This window comes from Limimaricola variabilis, from assembly GCF_014195545.1.
In the GTDB taxonomy this organism is placed as follows: domain Bacteria; phylum Pseudomonadota; class Alphaproteobacteria; order Rhodobacterales; family Rhodobacteraceae; genus Limimaricola; species Limimaricola variabilis.
In genome coordinates, this window is record NZ_JACIBX010000009.1 from 118,945 (window position 1) to 134,546 (window position 15,602).

At 68.3% G+C, this 15,602-nt stretch carries 13 protein-coding genes; 11 read left to right on the top strand and 2 right to left on the bottom strand.

Annotated elements, in window-relative coordinates; all coding sequences use genetic code 11:
• Positions 1-546: 546 nt before the first annotated feature.
• Positions 547-756, bottom strand: a complete 210-nt coding sequence (locus FHS00_RS12585) for a DUF1127 domain-containing protein (protein WP_183474171.1) — start codon at positions 754-756, stop codon at positions 547-549.
• A gap of 318 nt (positions 757-1,074) precedes the next feature.
• On the opposite strand from FHS00_RS12585, the gene FHS00_RS12590 reads away from it, so the two are divergent.
• The 9 genes from FHS00_RS12590 (at position 1,075) to murD (ending at position 11,928) form a co-directional block, all read left to right on the top strand.
• Positions 1,075-2,172, top strand: coding sequence for an Mrp/NBP35 family ATP-binding protein (locus tag FHS00_RS12590; RefSeq protein ID WP_183474174.1), 1,098 nt, complete (start codon positions 1,075-1,077; stop codon positions 2,170-2,172).
• 683 nt (positions 2,173-2,855) lie between these two features.
• Positions 2,856-3,350 carry a cell division/cell wall cluster transcriptional repressor MraZ gene (locus FHS00_RS12595; RefSeq protein ID WP_183474177.1) on the top strand — a complete coding sequence of 165 codons (495 nt, stop codon included), beginning with the start codon at positions 2,856-2,858 and terminating at the stop codon, positions 3,348-3,350.
• Positions 3,351-3,354: 4 nt separating this feature from the next.
• Positions 3,355-4,329 (top strand): 16S rRNA (cytosine(1402)-N(4))-methyltransferase RsmH, encoded by a 975-nt coding sequence (rsmH, locus tag FHS00_RS12600; RefSeq protein WP_183474180.1) that lies wholly within the window; start codon positions 3,355-3,357, stop codon positions 4,327-4,329.
• A complete protein-coding gene (ftsL, locus tag FHS00_RS12605) occupies positions 4,326-4,685 on the top strand; it encodes a cell division protein FtsL (protein ID WP_183474183.1) in 360 nt (119 codons plus the stop codon). Before rsmH ends, ftsL begins: the two co-directional genes overlap by 4 nt.
• Complete coding sequence (locus tag FHS00_RS12610) at positions 4,682-6,466, top strand: peptidoglycan D,D-transpeptidase FtsI family protein (RefSeq protein ID WP_183474186.1); 1,785 nt, start codon at positions 4,682-4,684, stop codon at positions 6,464-6,466. Before ftsL ends, FHS00_RS12610 begins: the two co-directional genes overlap by 4 nt.
• Before the next feature lie 16 nt (positions 6,467-6,482).
• A complete protein-coding gene (locus tag FHS00_RS12615) occupies positions 6,483-7,985 on the top strand; it encodes a UDP-N-acetylmuramoyl-L-alanyl-D-glutamate--2,6-diaminopimelate ligase (RefSeq protein WP_183474189.1) in 1,503 nt (500 codons plus the stop codon).
• Positions 7,982-9,424, top strand: a complete 1,443-nt coding sequence (locus FHS00_RS12620) for a UDP-N-acetylmuramoyl-tripeptide--D-alanyl-D-alanine ligase (protein ID WP_183474192.1) — start codon at positions 7,982-7,984, stop codon at positions 9,422-9,424. Before FHS00_RS12615 ends, FHS00_RS12620 begins: the two co-directional genes overlap by 4 nt.
• Positions 9,425-9,429: 5 nt before the next feature.
• Entirely contained in the window at positions 9,430-10,512 is a 1,083-nt protein-coding gene (mraY, locus tag FHS00_RS12625) for a phospho-N-acetylmuramoyl-pentapeptide-transferase (RefSeq protein ID WP_183474195.1), read from the top strand.
• Between the two features lie 18 nt (positions 10,513-10,530).
• Positions 10,531-11,928: a UDP-N-acetylmuramoyl-L-alanine--D-glutamate ligase gene (gene murD / locus FHS00_RS12630; protein WP_183474198.1), complete on the top strand. Its 1,398-nt coding sequence runs from the start codon at positions 10,531-10,533 to the stop codon at positions 11,926-11,928.
• A gap of 48 nt (positions 11,929-11,976) precedes the next feature.
• Here murD and FHS00_RS12635 read toward each other — a convergent pair whose 3' ends face one another.
• Positions 11,977-13,167, bottom strand: a complete 1,191-nt coding sequence (locus FHS00_RS12635; protein ID WP_183474201.1) for a BaiN/RdsA family NAD(P)/FAD-dependent oxidoreductase — start codon at positions 13,165-13,167, stop codon at positions 11,977-11,979.
• A 152-nt stretch (positions 13,168-13,319) separates the two neighbouring features.
• Between FHS00_RS12635 and FHS00_RS12640 the strand changes: the two genes are divergently transcribed.
• Entirely contained in the window at positions 13,320-14,486 is a 1,167-nt protein-coding gene (locus FHS00_RS12640; protein WP_183474204.1) for a peptidoglycan glycosyltransferase FtsW, read from the top strand.
• Entirely contained in the window at positions 14,486-15,592 is a 1,107-nt protein-coding gene (locus FHS00_RS12645; RefSeq protein WP_183474207.1) for a UDP-N-acetylglucosamine--N-acetylmuramyl-(pentapeptide) pyrophosphoryl-undecaprenol N-acetylglucosamine transferase, read from the top strand. The genes FHS00_RS12640 and FHS00_RS12645 overlap by 1 nt, the downstream gene beginning before the upstream one ends.
• The last annotated feature ends 10 nt before the right edge of the window (positions 15,593-15,602 follow it).

Genomic DNA, 15,602 nt, shown 5'->3' on the forward strand with positions numbered 1-15,602 from the left:
GCCGGTCTGATGCGCGCCGTTCCAGGGAGGAGGAGGGAACGGCCCGTATTCGAATGTCTGCGAGCGGCGGGGCAGGGAGGAGGAGAGCCCCGCCGCTCAGATCCACGAGGCACCCAGGGAGGAGGAGGGGCACCGCGCGTCTCGGTCGACCGGCGAGGGCCAGGGAGGAGTAGGGCCCGGCCGGTCTGATCTACGTGCGCACCCCAGGGAGGAGGAGGGGGCGGCCCGTATTCGAATTCCTGCGAGCGACGGGGCAGGGAGCCCCGCCGCTCTTTGGTCCGCGTGCGCTCCAAGGGAGGAGGAGAAGCGCCCGTGGTGTGCGACCGGCGAGGGCCGGGGAGGAGGAGGGCCCGGCCGGTCTGATCTACGCGCGCGCCCCAGGGAGGAGGAGGGAGCGGCCCGTATCTCGGTGTTCGTCAAGGCGACGGCATCAGGGAGGAGGAGATGCCGTCGCCTCGTTGCGGATCGCCCAGGGAGGAGGAGGGGCGATGCCGCTGCTCGCGACCGGTTCAGGGAGGAGGAGGAACCGGTCGGGAAGCGGGAAACTTACTTGGCCTCGGAGGCCTCGATCGCCACGCGCTTGATCATCGAGCGGCTCAGGCCGAGATCGGCGAGGTCACGGTCGCTCAGCGCCTGCAGCTCGTTGTAGGTCGCGCGATAGATCTTGTTCTTCGCCACACGGTCGGCCAGAGTGGCGCGGAAGGCGGCGATGCGCTGGCCCAGGCCAGCGCTGCGGGTTTCGGTCGTGTATGCCATGTCGCATACCTCTTTCATTCAGGGCCCGTTCGGGGCCGGTCTCTACTGCTCTGGTCGATCCCAGATTTGCGGGACCGGTCGTCGAAGCCGCCGTATTGCGTCTTCGAGGATCAAAATAGGCGCATGCTGCGGATGCACAATCCCTCGCATCGGCAATGCTGCTATGCAGCGAATGCATGGTAAAAGTTTCATGAAAACATGGGCTTCCCTAGGGGAATTGTGGCTTTTCTGGGGCTGCTTGCGCTTTGGGCGGCAAAGCGCGAGTCTTGCGCGGCGATCGGGCAGAGGCCTGACGAAACACAAGGAATTGGACCCGAGATGACAGTGACCCGCGACCAGATCCTCGATGAACTGCGCCGCATCGGCCTTCCCGGCGGCGGCGATCCGGTGTCGCGCGACATGGTGCGGGCGCTGGGAATAGATGGGGGGCGGGTGCGTTTCGTGCTCGAGGCGCCCGATGCCGCGACCGCGCGCGACTTGGAGCCAGTGCGCCGCGCCGCCGAATCCGTGGTAGCGGCGCTGCCCGGGGTCGAGTCGGTCAGCGTCGTGCTGACCGCCCATGGTCCGGCTGCCCCCGCCGCGCGTCCCGCGGGCGAGGCGCCCTCGCTGAAGATCGGCCGCCATCCCACGCCGCAGGCGCCGGGCCAAAGCGGTCCGCAGCGGGTGGCGGGGATCGACCGGATCCTCGCGGTCGGGTCGGGAAAGGGCGGGGTCGGGAAATCGACCGTGGCCTCGAACCTCGCCGTGGCGCTGGCCCGGGAGGGGCGACGCGTCGGCCTGCTCGACGCAGACATCTACGGGCCCTCGCAGCCGCGCATGATGGGTGTGTCCAAGCGCCCGGGCTCGCCGGACGGCAAGACGATCGAGCCGCTGGTCGCCCATGGCGTCACGATGATGTCGATCGGGTTAATGCTCGATCCCGACAAGGCGGTGGTCTGGCGCGGGCCGATGCTGATGGGCGCGCTGCAGCAGCTGATCGGTCAGGTCGCCTGGGGCGAGCTCGACGTGCTGATCGTCGATCTGCCGCCGGGTACCGGCGACGTGCAGCTAACCTTGTGCCAGCGCACCCACCTGACCGGCGCTCTGGTCGTCTCGACCCCGCAGGACGTCGCCCTGCTCGATGCGCGCAAGGCGATCGACATGTTCAACACGCTCAAGACGCCGGTGCTCGGGCTGATCGAGAACATGTCTCTTTATATATGTCCCGAATGCGGCCACGAGGCGCATATATTCGGCCATGGCGGCGTGGGTCGCGAGGCCGAGCGGATCGGAGTGCCGCTGTTGGGCAGCCTGCCGATCGATCTCGATACCCGGCTTGCCGGGGATTCGGGTCGCCCGGTCGCGGTCGGCGAAGGGCCGATGGCCGAGGCCTACCTCCAGATCGCCCGCGGCCTCGTCGCGGGGGGAATGGCCTGAACAATCGCGGGGTGGGATCCGATGGGATCCCGCTCCGGCGCGTCCCGGGAATTCCTGGGACGCTCGTTTCATTCCCGAATCGTGACAATCGATTCGACTAGTTGGAACGGCTTATCCCCGGCCTTATCCACAACCGGCGGAACTTTTCCCTGATTTCGACGTTCTGATGGTGAATCTGATGGTGAAGTTGGGCCCGCACCTTGTGCGGTCTCTTTCGGGTGGGTCCGGGAAATGGTGGCCCCACCTCACCTTCATCACATCCCCATATATTGATGAGTCTCGGTCTTCGCATCTAGATGGTGTGTTCATGGGGTGACCGAATCGTGACAATGGCGGTGCGGTTGAGAAACAACACTCCCGACAAGCGCCAATTTGGCCCGGAAATTTGTTGCCTCCCATGAATTCCCATGGCATCCCTATGGCCAAGGAAACGGTGGACAGACGGACTAGGGGCACCCAAGACCCCATCGGCAAAATAGAGCAGGTTCATACAGGCAACCCGCTGTTTTCTAACAAGAGATCCGGCGCGCGAGCGAGCAGACATCCCCCCAGGTGGCGCGCGCGATCGGACATCCCGGAAACGGGACGATGCGGCGGATCGAGCAGTGGCAGCAGCTCGATCCGCCGTTTTCGTATCACGGGTCTGACGACCTGGGCGGGCAGGAACGAGGGTCGCGGACAGCGTGCTGGGGTTTACCGGAGAGTATCCGCAGAAGATCGACGGGAAAGGGCGCATGTCCATCCCGGCTGACTTCCGCCGCGTGCTCGAGGCCGGCGACCCGGACTGGACCGAAGGACTTTCTCCCAAGCTTTACCTGCAGTTCGGCGATCATCTTAAAGACAATCTGCGGGTCTATTCGGTCGAGGAGTTCGACCGCATCGCCGCGCAGATCCGCGCCATGCCCGTGGGCTCCAAGCAAAAGCAGATGGTGAGCCGGCTCTATCTCGGCCAGTCGATGAAGCTCGAGGTCGACCGCGACGGCCGCATCGTCATGCCGATCCGCCAGCGCCGCAAGCTCGGGCTGGAGCAGGGCGAGGTCTTGTTCATGGGCGTGGGCGACTATTTCGAGATCTGGAAGGCCGACACCTTCGAGCAGACCGTGGGCCAGGAGGTCACCGATTGGCTCGAAGAGCTGCCCGAAGGTTTCGATCCGCTGAGCCTGGTAGAGGGGCTCTGAGCCTATGACCGACGCGCCGCATATCCCGGTCCTGCTGCGTCCGCTGATCGCCGCGCTGGCGCCGATCAAAGGCATCTGGCTGGACGGCACCTTTGGGGCCGGTGGCTATACCCGGGCGCTCCTGGACGCGGGGGCCGACAAGGTCTTCGCGGTGGATCGCGATCCCTCGACCTTCGAGATGGCCCAAGCCTGGGCCGGGCAGTATGGCGACCGGCTGCAGATGCGCGAGGGACGGTTCTCACAGCTCGACGCGCTGGCGGGCGAGCCGCTCGACGGCGTCGTGCTTGATCTGGGCGTGTCCTCGATGCAGATCGATCAGGCCGAGCGGGGGTTCTCCTTCCAGAAGGACGGCCCGCTCGACATGCGCATGGGGCGCGACGGCCCCTCCGCCGCCGATCTGGTCAACGAGGCCGACGAGGCGCATCTGGCCCGCATCCTGTTCCTCTATGGCGAGGAGCGGCAGAGCCGCCGCATCGCTCGCGCGATCATCGCCGCGCGCCCCGTCACGACGACGCTGCAACTCGCCGAGATCGTGAAATCCTGTCTGCCGCGTCAGAAGCCGGGTCAGAGTCACCCCGCCACGCGCAGCTTCCAGGCGCTCAGGATCGCGGTGAACGAAGAGTATGACGAGCTGTTCGAGGGGCTCGCCGCCGCCGAGCGCGCGCTCAAGCCCGGCGGTCTCCTGGGCGTGGTGACCTTCCATTCGGTCGAGGACCGGATGGTCAAGCGCTTCATGCAACTGCGATCCGGCGCCACCGGCAACGCCAACCGCTTCGCCCCGGAGGTCGAGGGCCCGCCGCCGGCCTTCGAGCTGGTGGGACGCAAGGCGGTGGCCGCCGATGATGATGAACTCGCCGTCAATCCGCGCGCCCGCTCGGCGCGGCTCAGGATCGCGCGGCGCACCGATGCCCCGGCGGGTCGGGCCGAACCGGCCGCGCTGGGAATGCCCGTTCTGGACAAGGGGGAGAAACGCCGATGAGGGGCGTGATCTACGTGTTTTCGGCCTTGGCCGTCGTCGCTCTGGGGTTCTGGGCCTACCAGGAGAACTACGCCACGCAGCAATCCCTGCGTGAGGTTCGGCAGCTCTACGCCAAGATCGGTGCGGCGCATGCGCGGCTGGGCATGCTCAACGCCGAATGGGCCTATCTCAACCGTCCCGACCGGCTGCGCGATCTCGCCGACCTGAACTTCGACCGGCTCGGCCTGCTGCCGCTGCGGCCGGAGGCTTTCGGCCATGTCCAGCAGGTCGGCTTCCCGCCGGAGATGCTGCCGCCGATCATGAACCCGGTCGAGGTGTCCTCGGCCTTCATGAACACCGACGAGGAACCGCTGTGATCCGACGGCCGCTGCGCCCGCTGGCGCGTATCCTCAAGGCCCGCGAACGCGGCGAGAATCCGGACGCGATCGAACGCGAAAACCTCCGGCTCCGTCACGAGGAAGTCCGCGACCGGGCGAGGAGCCGCGCCGAAGGGCGCCTCTTGGTGATGGGCGGCTTCTTCCTGCTGGCCTTCGGCGCGATCGGCGTGAAGATGGCCGGCATGGCCGGCGCCCCTGCCGAAGAGCCGCGCGCCTCGGCCTCGGGCAACCCGATTATCGCCCAGCGCGCCGACATCATCGACCGCGAGGGGCGGATCCTCGCCACCAACCTCGACACCTATGCCCTCTACGCCCAGCCGCCGCAGATGATCGACCCGGTCCGCTCGGCCGCCGAGCTGGTGCGGATCTTCCCCGAGCTGGACGAACAGGAACTGCTCGAGGACTTCACCGGTCCCCGCAAGTTCATGTGGATCCGCAAGCAGATCAGCCCCGAGCAGCGGCAGGCGGTGCATGACATCGGCGATCCCGGCCTGCTGTTCGGCCCGCGCGAAATGCGGATCTATCCCAACGGGCCGATCGCGTCACATATCCTCGGCGGCGCGAGCTACGGCCGCGAGGGCGTCTCTTCGGCAGAGGTGATCGGTGTGGCCGGGGTGGAGCGCCGATTCGATGCCTACCTCCGCGACCCGGCCAACGAGGGCGCGCCGTTGCGGTTGTCCCTGGACCTTACCGTGCAATCCGCGGTGGAGGAGGTGCTGCTGGGCGGCATGAATCTGCTCAATGCCCGTGGCGCTGCTGCCGTGTTGATGGAGGCCAAGACCGGCGAGATCGTCGCCATGGCGAGCCTACCGGATTTCGATCCGAACAACCGGCCCCGGCCGCTGACCAAGGGCTCGCCCGCCGACAGCCCGCTGTTCAATCGCATGGTGCAGGGCGTCTACGAGCTTGGCTCGGTCTTCAAGATCTTCGCGGTCGCGCAGGGGCTCGAGATGGGGCTGATCCAGCCTTCGACCATGATCGACACCAAGGGCCCCATGACTTGGGGCCGGTTCCGAATCCGCGATTTCCACGATTACGGCCCGCAGCTCTCGGCCACAGACGTGATCGTCGAAAGCTCCAACATCGGCACCTCGCGCATCGCGCTGATGTTCGGCGCCGAGAAGCAGAAGGAATTCCTCGGCAAGCTCGGCATGCTCGAGCCTACGGCAGTCGAGATGATCGAGGCGCCGACCGGCAAGCCCCTGCTGCCCGCCCAGTGGTCGGAGATCTCGACCATGACGATCTCCTATGGCCACGGCCTCTCGGTCACGCCGCTGCACCTCGCCGCGGGTTACGCGACGCTGGCGAATGGCGGTCTCAAGGTCACGCCGACGCTGCTGCACAAGGCGAACCGGGCCCCCGGTGAACGGGTGGTGAGCGAACAGACCGCCGCCGCCACCCGCGCCATGCTGCGCGCCGTGGTGAGCCGCGGCACCGCGAGCCTCGGCGATGTCGACGGCTACGAGGTCGGTGGCAAGACCGGCACCGCCGACAAGCCCAAGGAAAACGGCGGCGGCTATTACAAGGACAAGGTGATCTCCACCTTCGCCGGCATGTTTCCGGCCTCCGATCCGAAATACGTCTTCGTCGTGACCTTCGACGAACCCGTGGAAACCACCGGTTCGATCCCGCGCCGCACCGCCGGCTGGACGGCCGTTCCGGTGGCCGCGGAGATGATCCGGCGGACCGCGCCGCTGCTGGGTGTCAGGCCGCAGGTTGAAGGTGCGCCCTTCGAGGGTATATCGCTCGCTGCGAACTAGGCTGCGAGGGGCTGACATGGACGGCAAACAGGCCACGCTGGCCGAATTGGGGCTGACGGCCCAGGGTGGCCGCGAAGCGCGGCTGACCGGGCTGACGGCGGACAGCCGCGAAGTCCGCGAGGGCCATCTCTTCGCGGCGCTGCCCGGCAGCGTCGCGCATGGTGCGGGCTTCATCGAGACCGCGCTCGAAAAGGGCGCGTCTGCGATCCTCACCGATGCGGAGGGCGCACGCATCGCCGCGCCCACGCTGGCCGGATCGGATGTCGCGCTGGTGGTGGCCGAGGAGCCGCGCCAGGCCCTGGCGCGGGCCGCCGCGCTCTGGTTCGGAGCGGCACCCGAGACCATCGTCGCGGTCACCGGCACCAACGGTAAGACCTCCGTCTCGACATTCGCCCGGATGATCTGGATGGCGCTGGGCCGCCGCGCGGTCAATCTCGGCACGACCGGGGTCGAGGGCGCCTGGACCTACCCGCTCCGCCATACCACGCCGGATCCAATCACCCTGCACCGGGCGCTGGCGCAGGCCGCGCGCGAGGGTGTCACCCATGTGGCGATGGAAGCTTCCTCCCACGGGCTCGATCAGCACCGGCTCGACGGGGTGATCCCGGCGGCGGCGGGCTTTACCAATTTCAGCCAGGACCATCTCGACTACCATCACAGCTTCGAGGCCTATTTCGAAGCCAAGCTGGCGCTGTTCGAGCGGGTGCTCCCCGAAGAGGGGGTGGTCGCCACCAATCTCGACGATGCGAAGGGTGCCGAGATTGCCCGCCGTGGCGCTGCGCGTGGCCAGGAAGTGATCGGCGTCGGGCGGGGCGAGGGCGCGCGGCTGCGGCTGCTGGCCCAGCGCTTCGACGCCACTGGGCAGGAGCTGCGATTCGCTTGGCAGGGGGTGGCACGGATGTGCCGGCTCGATCTCGTCGGCGGCTTTCAGGCCGAGAACGTCCTGCTCGCCGCGGCGCTGGTGATCGGCGCGGGCGAGGATCCCGACGAGGTGTTCCGCGCACTGCCAGAGCTGACCACCGTGCGCGGCCGAATGCAGCTTGCCGCGCAACGCGACAACGGCGCCACGATCTTCGTCGACTATGCCCATACGCCTGACGCGATCGAAACCGCGCTCAAGGCGCTGCGCCCGCATGTGATGGGGCGGATCATCGCCATCGTCGGCGCCGGCGGCGACCGCGATCGCACCAAGCGACCGCTGATGGGCGCGGCGGCGGCGCATCATGCCGACGCGGTGATCGTCACCGACGACAACCCGCGCTCGGAGGATCCTGCCTCGATTCGGGCCGCCGTGCTCGAAGGTGCGCGGGGCGTGATGGGCGGGGCCGAAAGCGTCACCGAGACCGGCGACCGGGCAGAGGCGATCCTGCGCGGGGTCGACGCGCTGGGACCCGGCGACGCGCTCCTGATCTGCGGCAAGGGGCATGAGACCGGCCAGATCGTCGGCCAGGATATCCTGCCATTCGATGACGCCGAGCAGGCCTCGGTCGCCGTGGCCGCGCTGGAGGGGCACGCATGACATTGTGGAGCGCTGCAGATGCGGCCGAAGCCACTGGCGGCCGGGCCACGACCGGCTGGGCCGCCACCGGCGTCTCGATCGACACCCGCACCATCCGGCCCGGCGACCTGTTCGTGGCGCTCGCCGCCGCGCGTGACGGGCATGACTTCGTGGCACAGGCGCTCGACAAGGGGGCGGCGGCCGCGCTGGTCAGCCGCATTCCCGAAGGCGTAGATCCCGGTGCGCCGCTGCTGATCGTCGACGAGGTGCTCCCGGCGCTGGAGCGGCTGGGCATGGCCGGTCGCGCCCGCACGAAAGCCAAGGTCGCGGCGATCACCGGCTCGGTCGGCAAGACCTCGACCAAGGAGATGCTTCGGGCCGCGCTGGAGGGGCAGGGCAAGGTCCATGCCGCCGAGGCCAGCTACAACAATCATTGGGGCGTGCCGCTGACACTGGCGCGGATGCCCGCCGACACCGATTTCGCAGTGATCGAGATCGGCATGAACCACCCCGGCGAGATTGCGCCGCTGGCGCGCATGGCGCGGCCGCATGTGGCGATGGTCACCACCGTCGCCGCCGTCCATCTTGAGGCCTTCGAGAACGTCGAAGGAATCGCGCGCGAGAAGGCCGCGATCTTCGAAGGGCTGGAGCCCGGCGGCTGTGCCGTGGTCAATGGCGATCTTCCGACCAGTCCGATCCTGCGCGCGGCAGCACGCGCCGCCGGAGCGCGGATCGTGGGCTTCGGCGCGGGTGTGAGCAATCATCACCGTCTGCGCGAGGCGCATCTGCGCGACGGCGCGACGGTGGGCCGGGCCCGGCTGTGGCGGACCGAGGTAGCGCTCAAGGTGGCGACCGAGGGGCGGCACTTCATGCTCAACGCGCTTGGCGTCATCGCCGTGGCCCAGGCCATGGGCGCCGACCGCGCGCGCGCGATCTGCAACCTCTCGGCATGGGCACCGCCCGCCGGGCGCGGCACGCGCGAGACGATCGTGCTCGACCCCGCCCGCGAGGGCGAGACGCTGGAGTTGATCGACGACGCCTTCAACGCCAACCCGACCTCGCTTTCGGCCTCGCTCGCGGTGCTGGCCGCTTCGACCCCGCGCGACGGGGTAGGGCGGGTGCATCGCGGCCGGCGCATCGCGATCCTCGGCGACATGCTGGAACTCGGTCCACAGGAGCACGAGATGCATGCGGCGATGGCCGACGATCCGGCGATAGCGGCGATCCGTACGGTCCATTGCGTCGGCCCGCGGATGCGGGCGCTGCACGCGGCGCTGCCGGCCGAGCGGCGCGGCCGCTGGGTCGGGCGGGCCGAGGAACTCCTGCCCGATCTGGCAAGGCTCGTCGATTCCGGCGATGTCGTGCTGGTCAAGGGCTCGAAGGGCAGCCAGGTGAGCCGCCTCGTTGACGCGATCCGCAAACTGGGGCAACGCAACCCCTCCGGCGACAAGGAGGCCTGAGGCCCATGCTCTATCTGCTGACGCTGCTCTCCGACGGCGGCGACTTCTTCAACCTGTTCCGCTACATTACCTTCCGGGCAGGCGGGGCCTTCCTGACGTCGCTGCTGTTCGGCTTCCTGTTCGGGCCGCCGCTGATCAACGTGCTGCGCCGCACGCAGGGCAAGGGCCAGCCGATCCGCACCGACGGCCCCGAGGGACATTTCGTCAAGGCGGGCACCCCGACCATGGGCGGCCTGCTGATCGTCGGCGCGCTGCTGACCTCGACGCTGCTCTGGGCGCGGCTCGACAACCCCTACGTGCTGATGGTGCTGTTCGTGACGCTGGGCTTCGCGCTGATCGGCTTTGCCGACGATTACGCGAAGGTGCGCAAGCAGAACACCGACGGCGTCTCGGGCAAGGTCCGCTTGGGACTGGGCTTCGCGATCGCCGGTCTCGCCGGCTGGTGGGCCGCCATGTACCACCCCGACAACCTGACCCATCAACTCGCCTTTCCGGTCTATAACGAGATGCTGCTGAACCTCGGCATCCTCTTCGTGCCGTTCGCGATGATCGTCATCGTCGGTGCGGCCAACGCGGTGAACCTCACCGACGGGCTCGACGGGCTCGCCATCATGCCGGTGATGATCGCTGCCGGTGCCTTCGGCGTCATCGCCTATGCCGTGGGCCGCACCGACTTCACCGAGTATCTCGGCGTTCATTACGTGCCCGACACCGGCGAGATCCTGATCTTCGCCATGGGGCTGATCGGCGGCGGCCTCGGCTTCCTGTGGTACAACGCGCCGCCGGCGGCAGTTTTCATGGGCGACACCGGCAGCCTCGCGCTGGGCGGGGGCCTCGGCGCCATCGCGGTCGCGACCAAGCACGAGATCGTTCTCGCCATCGTCGGCGGGCTCTTCGTGGTCGAGGCGCTCTCGGTGATCATCCAGGTGCTCTATTTCAAACGCACCGGTCGCCGGGTCTTCCTGATGGCGCCGATCCACCACCATTACGAGAAGAAGGGCTGGTCCGAGCCGCAGATCGTGATCCGCTTTTGGATCATCTCGCTGATCCTCGCGATGATCGGCCTCGCCACGCTCAAGCTGCGCTGACATCACGGAGAGACACGCATGATCCCGGTTCGTGGAATGGACGGCCAGACCGTCGCGGTGCTTGGCCTCGGCCGGTCGGGCCGGGCCACGGCGGCGGCGCTGCGCGCGGGTGGCGCGCAGGTCGTCGCTTGGGATGACGGTCCCTCAGGCCGCGAAGCCGCCGAGGCCGAGGGGATCGAGCTGCGCGACCTGACCCGTGCCCCGGCCTATGAAGGCGTGTCACTGCTCGTCACCTCGCCGGGCATCCCGCATCTCTACCCCGCGCCGCATGCGGCCATCGCCGCCGCTTGGGAGGCGGGGGTGCCGGTCGACAACGATATCGGCCTGTTCTTCCGCAGCTACGCGACCGAGGATTTCGACCAGTTCGACACCATGCCGCGCATCGTCGCGGTCACCGGCTCGAACGGCAAGTCGACCACCTCCGCGCTGATCCATCACATCCTGACCGAGAACGGGCGGCCCGCGCAGCTTGCCGGCAATATCGGGCGCGGTGTGCTCGACCTCGACCCGCCGCATGACGGCGAGGTGGTGGTGCTGGAGCTGTCCAGCTACCAGACCGAGCTCGCGCGCGCGCTGACCCCGGACATCGCGGTGCTCACGAACCTGTCGCCCGATCATCTCGACCGCCACGCGGGGCCGGGCGGCTATTTCGCCGCGAAGCGCCGGCTCTTTTCCGAAGGCGGCCCGGATCGCGCCGTGGTCGGGGTGGACGAGAACGAAGGGCGCTACCTCGCCAACCAGCTTGCCACCGGGCTGGCGGACGACCGTGTCATCGCGATCTCCTCGGGCCGCAAGCTCACCGGGCCGGGCTGGAACGTCTTCGCCCGCAAGGGTTTCCTCGCGGAGTATCGCAAGGGGCGGCAGGTCGCCTCTGTCGATCTGCGCGACATCCCCGGACTGCCGGGCGCGCATAACCACCAGAACGCCTGCGCGGCCTGGGCGGTGGCGCGAGCACTCGGCCTGGGGCCGCGCGGCATCGAGGCGGCGCTGCGCTCCTATGGTGGCCTGCCGCACCGCTCGCAGCGCGTGGGCGAGAAGGACGGTGTGATCTTCGTCAACGACAGCAAGGCCACGAATGTCGACGCGGCTGCCAAGGCGCTCGCCGCCTTTCCGCGAATCCGCTGGATCTGCGGCGGGCTGGAGAAAGAAGGCGGCCTCGGCGGCTTGGGCACGGGGCTCGCGAATGTGGCGAAGGCCTATGTGATCGGCCGCGAGGCCGAGGCGTTCGCCGTGAAGCTTTCGGGCGTCGAGGCGGAGGTCTGCGGTACCATGGCCGTCGCGGTCGAGCGCGCCATGGCCGAGGCGGAGCCAGGCGACACGGTCCTGCTGGCACCGGCGGCTGCGAGCTTCGACCAGTACGACAATTTCGAGAAGCGCGGCGAGGATTTCGTCGCGCAGGTGCGCGCGCGGCTCTGAGATCCCGGGGCCACGCGCCCAAGTGGGCGACCCCGGGCGGCAGGGCGGTCAGCCGCCCTGCGCGACCGCAGTGCCCGCCGCGAAGCCCGAAGCCCAAGCCCATTGGAAGTTGTAGCCGCCGAGCCAGCCGGTGACGTCGACGCATTCGCCCACGAAATACAGCCCCGGCACCGCCTTTGCCGCCATCGTCTTGGAGGACAGCGCGTCGGTGGACACGCCGCCCAGCGTCACCTCGGCGGTGCGGTAGCCCTCGGTCCCGGCGGGCACCAGTCGCCAGTCCCGCAAACTCTCGCAGAGCGCGTCGATGGCGCGGTCAGACTGGTCGGCCATGTTGCCCGGCAACGGGTGCTCGGCGGCCCAGGCATTGACCAGTCGCGCGGGCAGGTGCTGGGCCAGCACGGTGGTCACCGCCTTGCGGCCATCGCTGCGCCGCGCCGCGCGCAGTGCCTCGGCCAGCTGCCCGTCGGGGGCGAGGTCGATGCGGATCTCCTCCCCCTCGCGCCAATAGGACGAAGCCTGCAGGATCGCGGGGCCGGAGAGCCCGCGATGGGTGAAGAGCAGCGCCTCGTCGAAGGCGGGCCCCTGCGCCTGCGCGCGCACCGGCAGTGCCACACCCGACAGCCCTGAGAACCGGTCCGGAAAGGTCAGCGGCACTAGGCCAGGGCGGGTTTCGATGACGGCGATGCCGAATTGCTCGGCGATCCGGTAGGCGAGGCCCGTGGCCCCCATCTTGGGAATCGACTTGCCACCGGTGGCCACGACGACCCGGGCCGCGCGGATCGTCTCGCGGCGGCCGCCGCGCTCGATCACCGCGTGGAAACCGCTCTCGTCCCGGTCGATCTTCACGAGTGAGGTCTCCAGCGACAGGGTGGCACCAGCGGCGCGGGCCTCCTCCACCAGCATCGCGACGATCTGCGTGGCCCGACCGTCGCAGAACAGCTGCCCCAGCGTCTTCTCATGCCAGGCAATGCCGTGCCGTTGCACGAGGTCGAGGAAGTCCCACGGCGTATAGCGGGCCAGCGCCGATTTGTGGAAATGCGGGTTGGCCCCGAGAAAGCATTCGGGCGCGGTGCGCGTGTTGGTGAAGTTGCAGCGCCCGCCGCCGGAGATTCGGATCTTCTCGCCGGGGTTGCGCGCGTGATCGATGACCAGCGTGTTGCCGCCCGCGTGGATCGCCGCGAACAGGCCAGCGGCGCCGGCACCGAGGATCAGGGTGTTGATATGTCGAAGGGACTCCATGTCTCGCGACCTGCCGCTTTTCGGCCACGGGCTCAACCCTTGGTGCGAAAATCACTGGACGTTATTTTCATGGTCAATCCGGGCCATCCACGCTAGTCTCTCGTATAGACCCGCTCAAGCGGGCAGGGCAGAGGCAATCAGGCAGCAGGTTCATGACCGAAATGGTGCATGGCGCGGTCCCGGTCAGGACCGTCGATCCGATTCTCCCGCGCTGGTGGCGCACTATCGATGTCTGGACCATGTCCTGCATCCTGTTGCTGTTCGCGATCGGCCTTTTGCTGGGCCTCGCGGCCTCGCCGCCGCTCGCGTCACGCAACGGGCTCGATCCGTTCTACTACGTCAGCCGCCAGGCCTTCTTCGGGGTGCTTTCGCTCGCCGTGATGCTCGGCATCTCGATGATGAAGCCCTACCTAGTGCGCCGTCTCGCGGTGGTGGGCTTCCTCGGGGCCTTCGTCGCGCTGGCGCTGCTGCCGATCTTCGGCACGGATTTCGGCAAGGGCGCGGTGCGCTGGTATTCCTTCGGCTTTGCCTCGGTTCAGCCGTCGGAGTTCCTCAAGCCCGGCTTTGTCGTGGTCGCCGCCTGGTTCATGGCCGCCGGGATGGAGCCGTCGGGCCCTCCGGGCCGGCTGTGGTCCTTTGCACTGGCCTTCACCATCGTCATGTTCCTTGCGCTGCAGCCCGACTTCGGGCAGGCGGCGCTGGTGCTGTTTTCGTGGGGCGTGATGTATTTCGTCGGCGGCGCGCCGATGGTGCTGCTTCTCGGCCTCGCCGGCGCGGTCGTCGCCGGCGGCACGCTGGCCTATAACAGCTCCGAACACTTCGCTCGCCGCATCGACGGCTTCCTTGCCGCCGAGGTCGACCCCAACACCCAGCTCGGCTACGCCACCAACGCGATCCGCGAAGGCGGCTTCTTCGGCGTCGGCGTCGGCGAGGGCCAGGTGAAGTGGTCGCTGCCCGACGCGCATACCGACTTCATCATCGCTGTGGCCGCCGAGGAATACGGGCTGATCTGCGTGATCGCGATCATCCTCCTCTATGCGACCATCGTCGTCCGCTCCCTGCTGCGGCTGATGAAAGAGCGCGACACCTTCATCCGGCTCGCCGGGACCGGCCTTGCTTGCGCTTTCGGCGTGCAGGCGATGATCAACATGGGCGTGGCGGTCCGGCTGCTGCCGGCCAAGGGCATGACGCTGCCCTTCGTGAGCTATGGCGGCTCCTCTGTGATCGCCTCCGGCATCGCGCTGGGCATGCTGCTGGCCTTCACCCGCACCCGTCCGCAAGGCGGCATCGGCGACATCCTGTTGCGGCGGAGCCGCTGATGGCGGGACCGCTTCTCGTGATCGCCGCCGGCGGCACCGGCGGGCACATGTTCCCCGCCCAGGCGCTGGCCGAGCTGATGCTGACCCGCGGCTGGCGGGTGAAGCTGTCCACCGATGCGCGCGGTGCACGCTACACCCAAGGTTTTCCGCGCGCGGTCGAGATCGAGCAGGTCGGTTCGGCCACCTTCGCGCGCGGCGGGCTGACGGCCAAGGCGCTTGCGCCGATCAGGATCGGTGGCGGCGTGGCCGCGGCGGTGAGCCGGATGATGCGCGACCGCCCGGCCATGGTGGTGGGTTTCGGCGGCTACCCGTCGATCCCGGCGCTCTCGGCCGCGACCATGCTGGGCCTGCCGCGCATGATCCACGAGCAGAACGGCGTGCTGGGCCGTGTCAACGCGCTGTTCGCGCGCCGTGTCCACGCTGTGGCCTGCGGCACCTGGCCGACCGAACTGCCGCAGGGCGTCGAGGCGATCCATACCGGCAACCCGGTACGCAGTGCGGTGATCGAGCGCGCCGGTGCGGCCTATATCCCGCCGGGCGATTACCCGATGTCGGTGCTGGTGATCGGCGGCAGCCAGGGGGCGCGGATCCTCAGCGATGTCGTGCCGCCGGCGATCGCGAACCTGCCGGGCGAGTTGCGTCGCCGAGTCCGGGTCAGCCATCAGGCCCGCGAAGAGGACGTCCAGCGCGTCTCGACCTATTACGCGGACGAGGGCATCGACGCCGACGTCCAGACCTTTTTCGCCGACGTGCCGACCCGAATGAGCGAGGCGCAGCTGGTGATCTGCCGTTCCGGCGCCTCGACCGTCGCCGATCTGAGTGTGATCGGACGCCCCGCGATTCTCGTGCCCTATGCCGCCGCCGCCGCCGATCATCAGACGGCGAACGCGCGGGGGCTTGTCGAAGCGGGCGCGGCGATCATGTTCCCGGAGAGCCGGTTTCACGTCGAAGCGCTGTCCGAGCAGGTGGCGCGGGTTCTGAGCGACGGCGAGGGCGCGATGCGTATGGCGCATGCGGCGCGCTCGGTCGGAGTGGCGGACGCGGCGGAGCGGCTTGCGGGGGTTGTCGAACGCCTCGCGGATGAACAGAAGGGCACGAATTCTTGATGGACGGGAC

What these genes read in the sequence shown, in the direction of transcription:
- FHS00_RS12590 (WP_183474174.1), top strand. Translation starts at nt 1,075, where the DNA reads ATGACAGTGACCCGCGACCAGATCCTCGATGAACTGCGCCGCATCGGC.
- FHS00_RS12640 (WP_183474204.1), top strand. Translation starts at nt 13,320, where the DNA reads ATGACCGAAATGGTGCATGGCGCGGTCCCGGTCAGGACCGTCGATCCG.
- rsmH (WP_183474180.1), top strand. Translation starts at nt 3,355, where the DNA reads ATGACCGACGCGCCGCATATCCCGGTCCTGCTGCGTCCGCTGATCGCC.
- FHS00_RS12635 (WP_183474201.1), bottom strand. Translation starts at nt 13,167, where the DNA reads ATGGAGTCCCTTCGACATATCAACACCCTGATCCTCGGTGCCGGCGCC.
- ftsL (WP_183474183.1), top strand. Translation starts at nt 4,326, where the DNA reads ATGAGGGGCGTGATCTACGTGTTTTCGGCCTTGGCCGTCGTCGCTCTG.
- FHS00_RS12645 (WP_183474207.1), top strand. Translation starts at nt 14,486, where the DNA reads ATGGCGGGACCGCTTCTCGTGATCGCCGCCGGCGGCACCGGCGGGCAC.
- FHS00_RS12615 (WP_183474189.1), top strand. Translation starts at nt 6,483, where the DNA reads ATGGACGGCAAACAGGCCACGCTGGCCGAATTGGGGCTGACGGCCCAG.
- murD (WP_183474198.1), top strand. Translation starts at nt 10,531, where the DNA reads ATGATCCCGGTTCGTGGAATGGACGGCCAGACCGTCGCGGTGCTTGGC.
- FHS00_RS12620 (WP_183474192.1), top strand. Translation starts at nt 7,982, where the DNA reads ATGACATTGTGGAGCGCTGCAGATGCGGCCGAAGCCACTGGCGGCCGG.
- mraY (WP_183474195.1), top strand. Translation starts at nt 9,430, where the DNA reads ATGCTCTATCTGCTGACGCTGCTCTCCGACGGCGGCGACTTCTTCAAC.
- FHS00_RS12585 (WP_183474171.1), bottom strand. Translation starts at nt 756, where the DNA reads ATGGCATACACGACCGAAACCCGCAGCGCTGGCCTGGGCCAGCGCATC.